Source organism: Pseudomonadota bacterium (genome assembly GCA_039028155.1).
Taxonomy (GTDB): Bacteria; Pseudomonadota; Alphaproteobacteria; order SP197; family SP197; genus JANQGO01.
Genome location: JBCCIS010000006.1, coordinates 150,734 through 157,550, shown reverse-complemented (window position 1 = coordinate 157,550; position 6,817 = coordinate 150,734). Strand labels below are relative to the sequence as shown.

The window sequence follows — 6,817 nt, the reverse complement described above, 5'->3', positions numbered from 1 at the left end:
GATGCCCTTGTCCTCGATCGCACAGTGGAATTTGCCGCGCTCGCTCCACTGGCAATCGATATTATGGGTCTGGACGAGCTCGCGCAGCCAGTCGATCGCGGCGTGGTTCAGCCGGCGCGTGCGGTGGTTGACCGTCTGGTCTTCGATGTCGGTCGAATCGACGTGATGGGGCAGGTCGATGATGAAACCGGCATTGCGGCCCGACGCGCCCTGGCCGGCGCGCTGGGCGTCAATCAGCACGATGTGTTTGTCCGGCATATGGCTCGCCAACTGCCGCGCGACTGCCATGCCGGTGAAGCCGGCGCCCAGGATCACCCAGTCGGCGTCCTTGTCGCCCTGCAGCGGCGTCGCCGGATCCAGCGGCGGCAGGGTGTTGATCCAGCCGCAATCCGTATCGTCGTTGGGCAGCACGCTGACGCGCATTGTTTAGTCCCTCCTGCCTTACGCCCCGACTTTCGGCCCCGCCGGCATTTCAGTCAATCAACGCCTGATTGACGAGCACGCGCAGTTCTCGGCGCAGCGGATAGGCCGAGGACGGGATGAGCTGGGTCAGGAAGATCGCGGTGATGTCTTCCTTCGGGTCGACCCAGAAGGCGGTCGAGGCCATGCCGCCCCAGGCGTATTCGCCCTTCGTCGCCATGACCTGCGCCTTGGCCGGATCGACGACGACCGAGACGCCGAGGCCGAAGCCGATGCCCTCGAACGTCGTCTCGTTCCAGGTCGCCTGACCCATATCCGTCAGATCGCCGGAGAGATGATTCATCGCCATGAAGTCGACGGTGCGCGAGCCGAGCACCCGCTCGCCCTCCAGTTCGCCGCGCCGGCGCAGCATCTCGGTGAACCGGTGATAGTCGCCAAGCGTCGACAACAGCCCGCCGCCGCCGGAAAAGCAGGTGACGTCGTTGGCGTAGAGACTGTCCTCAACACCGTCGACGCGGCGAAAACCATCGCCCTCCTGCTCGTAACACGGCAGGTAACGGTCGAGTTTGTCGGCGGGCACCTGGAAGAACGTGTCGTGCATGGCAAGCGGTTCGAACAGCCGCTCACGCAAAAACACGTCGAATGTCTTGCCCGACAAGACCTCGACCAGATGGCCGAGCACGTCGTTCGACACGCCATAGGTCCAGCGCGCGCCCGGGTGATGATCGAGCGGCATGTCGGCAAGCCGCGCGACGACCTGGGCGAGCGGCCCGTCCTGCGGCTCGAAGTCGACATGACGCTCCAGGTAGAGACGGGTCAGCGCATCGCCGCCGGAGAAGCCGTAGGTGAAACCGGCCGTGTGCATGAAGAGATCGCGCACGGTGATCGCGCGGCCGGCCGGCTCGGTGTCCATGCTGTGCTCGTCGGACCCGGTCCTGACCTCCATCTCGGCCAAGGCCGGGATGAAGGCGCCGACCGGATCGTCCATCTGGAACCGGCCTTCCTCGTAGAGCATCAAGGCGGCGACGGCGGTGACCGGCTTCGACATCGAATAGAAGCGCAGGATGGCGTCTTGCGCGACCGGCTTGGCGGCGTCGACATCGCCCATGCCGGCCTTACCGACATAGACGATGTTGCCGCCGCGCGCGACCAGGCTCATCGCCCAGGGCAGCCTGCCGGTGTCGACATAGGACCGCATCCACGGGCTGATGCGCGCCAGCCGTTCCGCCGACATGCCAACGTTTTCCGGCTGGGTCGTGACCTCGAGAACCATGGTCGTCAGACCTGCTCGTTGCTGAGGCCACGCGGGATCAGCTTCTCAGCGTCATAGAACGGTAGGTCGACGACCTCGACGTCATGTTCGCTGCCGTCCGGCAGGCGCACGGTGAGCGCGTCGCCCGGCCCGAAGCCCGGGCCGTCGAAGCGGACGTAGCCGACACCGCATTCCAGATAGGGCGACCAGGCACCGGCCGTCGTCCAGCCGACAGTCTTGCCGTCACTCAGCACTTCGGTGCCGCGCACCGGCGCGCCGCCTGGCACCTTGATACCGTAGAGCAGGCAAGTGCGGTCGGCTTTCTCCAGCGCCGCCTTGCCGATGAAGTCGGCCTTGTTGAAATCGACGAACTTGCCCAGCCCCGCCTGAAACGGCGTCATGGCGCTATCCATGTCGGTGCCGTTATCCAGAATGCCGCCTTCGATGCGGCGAATGCCCATGGAATCGAGGCCGGTGCCGATGATGCCGTGCGGCTTTCCCGCCGCCATCAGGTCGTTCCACAGCTTGGGGCCATCGATATCATCCAAGGTGTAGACCTCGAAGCCCATCTCGTTGGTCCAGCCGGTGCGCGACACCGCGACCTCCTGACCGCCGATCCGACAGATGACAACATCGAAATACTTGAAGGGTTGCGGCAGACCGTCATCGGCGGCGGCGGCCAGAACGTCGAGCGACTTCGGACCCTGGACCTGCAGGACCCAGGAATCGGGATCCCTTACCGTGACGTCCATGCCGACACCATGGGCCTTCAGCCAACCCAGGAAATCGCCATCGGCCTGGACGTAGAAGAACCGGTCCGGCGCCAGACGCAACAGGACGCCGTCCATCAGGATGCCGCCGTCTTCCTGACATGCCAGGCCGTAGCCGGCGCGCCCGACCTTCAGCTTCGCCATGTCGCGGGTCAGCACCCGGTCCAGCAGGCGCTCGGCGTCCGGGCCGACAATTTCGATCGGCGTCTCCGGCACGTCATACATCGCGACCGCGCGGCGCAGCGTCCAGTAGTTCGCGACGACATCGTCGCCGATGCTCCACGGATAGATCCGCCTGTTGTAGACGGCGACCAGCGTGCCGGGCGGCGCATAAGTGTCGAAAAACGGCGACCGCGCGAAGCGATGGGCGCGGATGTTGAAGGGCTGTTCGGCGGCGATCGGCATGGCGGCTCCCAACAAAAAAGGTGCCGCGACGCTATAGCCGCGCGGCGTCTAAATCCAGCGCGGAAGGTGCTGCAAGATCTCCCTCTCCCCTTGAGGGGCGAGGGAGAATGCTCAGCGGAAGATGGCATCGCCCAGTTGCGTCTTCTTAGCCGTCCACCCATGGAAGTCGAGGACCTCGATTCCGTAGCGTGTAATCAGATCGGCGAGGCCGCCGGAGACCATCTCGTGGTACTGCGGCAGACCGGTCTCGTAGACTACGACGTGAACCCTGGCGGGGTCGGGCTCGATGAGGTCGAGCACAGCCTCGCGCCCTTCCGGGCTCATGACGGTCATCAGATAGGCGCCGCCATGGCTGCCGCCCATCAGGCCATAGAGCTCCATGACGGATGATCAGGCGGCGGTCGCCTGGGCCTGGGCGGCGACCTGTTCCTTGACCTTCAGGAACCGGATGTCCGGCGCATCTTCTTCGGCCTTGTTCAGGTGCCAGGCGTTCCTCGCCAGGAAAACCGGCGCGCCCGCATGGTCCTCGGCCATGGCCGAACGGTTGGCGTCGGCGAAGGCCTTGACGGTCTGGTCCTTGTCGGCCTCCAGCCAGCGGGCGGTATAGAGGTTCGCGTTCTCGAACCGAACGGGCACGTCGTACTCCGTGCGGATGCGGTCGGCCAGAACGTCAAACTGCAGCGGCCCCATGACGCCGACCACCCAGTCGGCGTCCATCACCGGCTTAAAGACGCGCGCCGCGCCCTCTTCTGCCAGCTGCTGCAGCGCGCGGCCAAGGTGCTTCGCCTTCATCGGATCGGTCGAGCGGACACGCTGCAGGTACTCCGGCGCGAAGCTCGGGATGCCGGTAAAGGCGAGGTCCTCGCCTTCGGTCAGCGTGTCGCCGATATGCAGGTTGCCGTGGTTGGGGATGCCGACGATGTCGCCGGCCCAGGCGTCCTCCGCGACCTCGCGGTCCTGGGCCAGGAACATCAGCGGATTGTGCATGGTCAGCACCTTGTCGGTCCTCAGGTGCTGCAGCTTCATGCCGCGTTTGAAGTGACCGGAGCAGAGGCGCACGAAGGCGATGCGGTCGCGGTGCTTGGGATCCATGTTGGCCTGGATCTTGAAGACGAAGGCCGCGACCTTGTCCTCGGTCGGCGCGACCTCGCGCGTCACGGCGGGCTGGGCGCGCGGCGTTGGCGCGAAATCGGCCAGGCCCTGGAGCAGTTCGCGCACGCCGAAATTGTTGATCGCGCTGCCGAAGAAGACTGGCGTCAGGTTGCCGGCGAGATAGGCCTCGCGGTCGAACGGTGCCATCAGGCCGCGCGCCATCTCGACCTGCTCACGCAGGGTGGCGACCGCGTGGTCGGGCAGCAGCTCATCCAGCTTGGGATCGTCCAGCCCCTCACAGGCGATGCCGCCGTCATCAATCTTGTCGCCCTTGCCGCGCGCCATCAGGATCAGGCGGTCGTTCAACAGGTCGTAGCAACCCAGGAAGTCGCGGCCCATGCCGATCGGCCAGCTTGCCGGCGTCGTGTCGATCTGCAGCGTTTGCTCGATCTCGTCGATCAGCTCAAAGGGATCGCGGCTTTCACGATCCAGCTTGTTGATGAAGGTCGCGATCGGCATGTCGCGCAGACGGCAGACCTCGAACAGCTTGCGCGTCTGCACCTCTATACCCTTGGCCGCGTCGATCACCATGACCGCGCTGTCGACGGCGGTCAGCACGCGGTAGGTGTCTTCGGAGAAATCCTCATGGCCCGGCGTGTCGAGCAGATTGAAGGCCCGACCCTCGAAGTCGTAGCTCATGACAGAGGCGGAGACCGAGATACCGCGCTCGCGCTCCACCTTCATCCAGTCCGAGCGCGCACGCCGGGCATCGCCCCGCGCCTTGACCGCGCCGGCAAGCTGGATCGCGCCGCCAAACAGCAACAGCTTTTCGGTCAGCGTCGTCTTGCCCGCGTCCGGGTGCGAAATAATGGCGAAGGTGCGCCGCCTGGCGACCTCGTCGGCAATGGTCATGGTTCTGATCCGTTATCGGACCGGCGCCCAAAGCAATCTGCCGGTCTCCTCGGGCGTCTATGTCGTCTGTTTGGGCCGGTTTGTCCAGTCGGCCGCCGCTATCGGCCCTGTTTCAGGACGTGGTCGCGGATCAAGCCCAGAGTCCACCAGGCCGAGCGCACGGCGCCTTCCTGCCAGCCCGACCAATAGCTCAGGCCGTCCCCCGCCATGTAGACCCGCGCGGAAGTGTCGATCGGCTGGATCAGCCGTGCATAGGCCTCGGGCCGGGTCAACGTCATGTCGAAGACCTGGAGGCCGTACTGGTAGGGCTGGTTGTTCCACGACACCGAAAGGCCTTCCTCGGCATAGACGTTCTCCGTGAAGCCCGGGTGCAACAGCTCGCCGCCCTCGAGCGCCAGCTTGGTGCGGCCGGCGTGATCCAACTCACCCCACAGGAACGCCGGGCGATCGGACATGGGAACACTGTCGGGATCAAGGGCCGTGCGGTAGTCGCTGTCGGCATCGTAGACCTTGCCGTCCATATCGGTCGCATACATGTCGTACATATAGGCACCGGTCAGAATCCCGGTCGGACCGTGATAGCCGTCGGAGGGGTACCAAATCTGCTTGATCTCCTGGGTCGTCCAGCTGATGCCACCGAAGATCTGGACATCCGGGTCCTCCCAAAAACGTCGGCGTGCTTGCCAGCCGTACTTGCCGCTGAAACCGTAAACGATGGAGCGCAGCATGTCGGCGACCCCGCTCGCCAGCAGACCGTCCATGTTCATGGCATCCATGACATGCGGCGATGAGGTCACGACGACATAGTCAAAGGTCTCCCGGCCGCTGCCGCCCGGGCTCTTGTAGCCGACCGAGACCGTCGAACCCCCATCACCGGCGTAACTCAGGTCGGTCACGTCATGCTCCAGATGCACGCGCTCTCTAAGCTCGGTGCCCGCGACCTCTTGTGCAAGGAAGGCCTGCCAGATCATGTCCATGCCGCCGATCGGCTGAAGCAAGGGGAACTGCCACATGTATCGTTCGCCCAGATAGAGATCGGGCCAGAGATCGCCGGCATTGAGGAGTTCATCAAGCGCCAGCGGTTCGTGCAACAGGCCGGCATTGGTGCCGGCGCCCGGTTCGATTGCGTAGCCCGACCGTGATGTGTTCTGAAAGGCGCCGTCCGGCGTCAGGTCACCAAACATCGTTAGTAGTTCGCGAAGTTTCGTCACCGCCGATGGATCCGCCGCCGCCACGCCGGCCGGCACAGCCTTGTCGGCTGTGGCGTAAAGCATGGCGCCGAAGTAGCCCTGCAGGTCATACTGGAACCGGCGCATCTGAACCGGCGTGCCGCCGTTCAGGTCCTCCGCTTGCATGAGGTTGGAGTCACCGGAGAAGATAAAAGGCTCCAGCGGCACGCCAAACGTGCGGCAATAGTGCAAAACGCCCGTGTGATGCGTTGGAATGCGGCCGGGGCCGCAGTTCAAGTGGAGGTCGACGTAGCCGTCGCCGACACGATAGGGCGTGAACTGCGAGACCAGTTCGCCAACCTGCGCACCGCGTACCTCTGCCGGGATGAAATCGCAGTAACTGTCAGCCTTCACGAACGGGTTGTTGTCCAGGTACCACGCCCTGTAATCGGCGTCGGAAGGACGAACTGTCAGACTGCGGCCGCCATAGCGCTTCTGGCCTTCATAAACAGTCACGTCAAAACCGGCCTTCAACAGTTCATAGGCCGAAGTCAGACCGGCAATGCCGGCACCAATCACCGCGACCCGCTTGTTTTGACCGAAACCGTCGGGAAAGTCAGGCAAGTCCTGTGCTGCCGCCGGGGGAATGCGCAACAGGCCACCCAGCAAGGGCGAGTGAAGGCCGCCAGCCATCAGCGCCATGGCGGCGGCGTTTCTGAGGAAGCGGCGACGGGACAGCATCATACTGAGCGACCTCTTTGGAAGATGACGCAGGCGGCGCGGCGGCGGGGCACCAC

General features: G+C 64.5%; 6 protein-coding genes. All 6 read right to left on the bottom strand.

The features are described 5' to 3' along the window. A partial coding sequence (locus AAF563_05345; GenBank protein MEM7120681.1) for an FAD-dependent oxidoreductase occupies nt 1–423 on the bottom strand: 423 nt, incomplete at its 3' end. A gap of 49 nt (nt 424–472) precedes the next feature. Next, entirely contained in the window at nt 473–1,693 is a 1,221-nt protein-coding gene (locus AAF563_05340; protein ID MEM7120680.1) for a serine hydrolase domain-containing protein, read from the bottom strand. A 5-nt stretch (nt 1,694–1,698) separates the two neighbouring features. Further along, the gene (locus AAF563_05335; GenBank protein MEM7120679.1) at nt 1,699–2,847 is read right to left on the bottom strand and encodes an aminomethyltransferase family protein; all 1,149 of its coding nucleotides are present in this window, start codon (nt 2,845–2,847) and stop codon (nt 1,699–1,701) included. Nucleotides 2,848–2,958: 111 nt separating this feature from the next. Then, nucleotides 2,959–3,228: a hypothetical protein gene (locus AAF563_05330; GenBank protein ID MEM7120678.1), complete on the bottom strand. Its 270-nt coding sequence runs from the start codon at nt 3,226–3,228 to the stop codon at nt 2,959–2,961. Nucleotides 3,229–3,237: 9 nt separating this feature from the next. After that, complete coding sequence (locus AAF563_05325) at nt 3,238–4,851, bottom strand: peptide chain release factor 3 (protein MEM7120677.1); 1,614 nt, start codon at nt 4,849–4,851, stop codon at nt 3,238–3,240. A 98-nt stretch (nt 4,852–4,949) separates the two neighbouring features. Further along, the gene (locus AAF563_05320) at nt 4,950–6,764 is read right to left on the bottom strand and encodes an FAD-dependent oxidoreductase (protein MEM7120676.1); all 1,815 of its coding nucleotides are present in this window, start codon (nt 6,762–6,764) and stop codon (nt 4,950–4,952) included. Nucleotides 6,765–6,817: the final 53 nt, after the last annotated feature.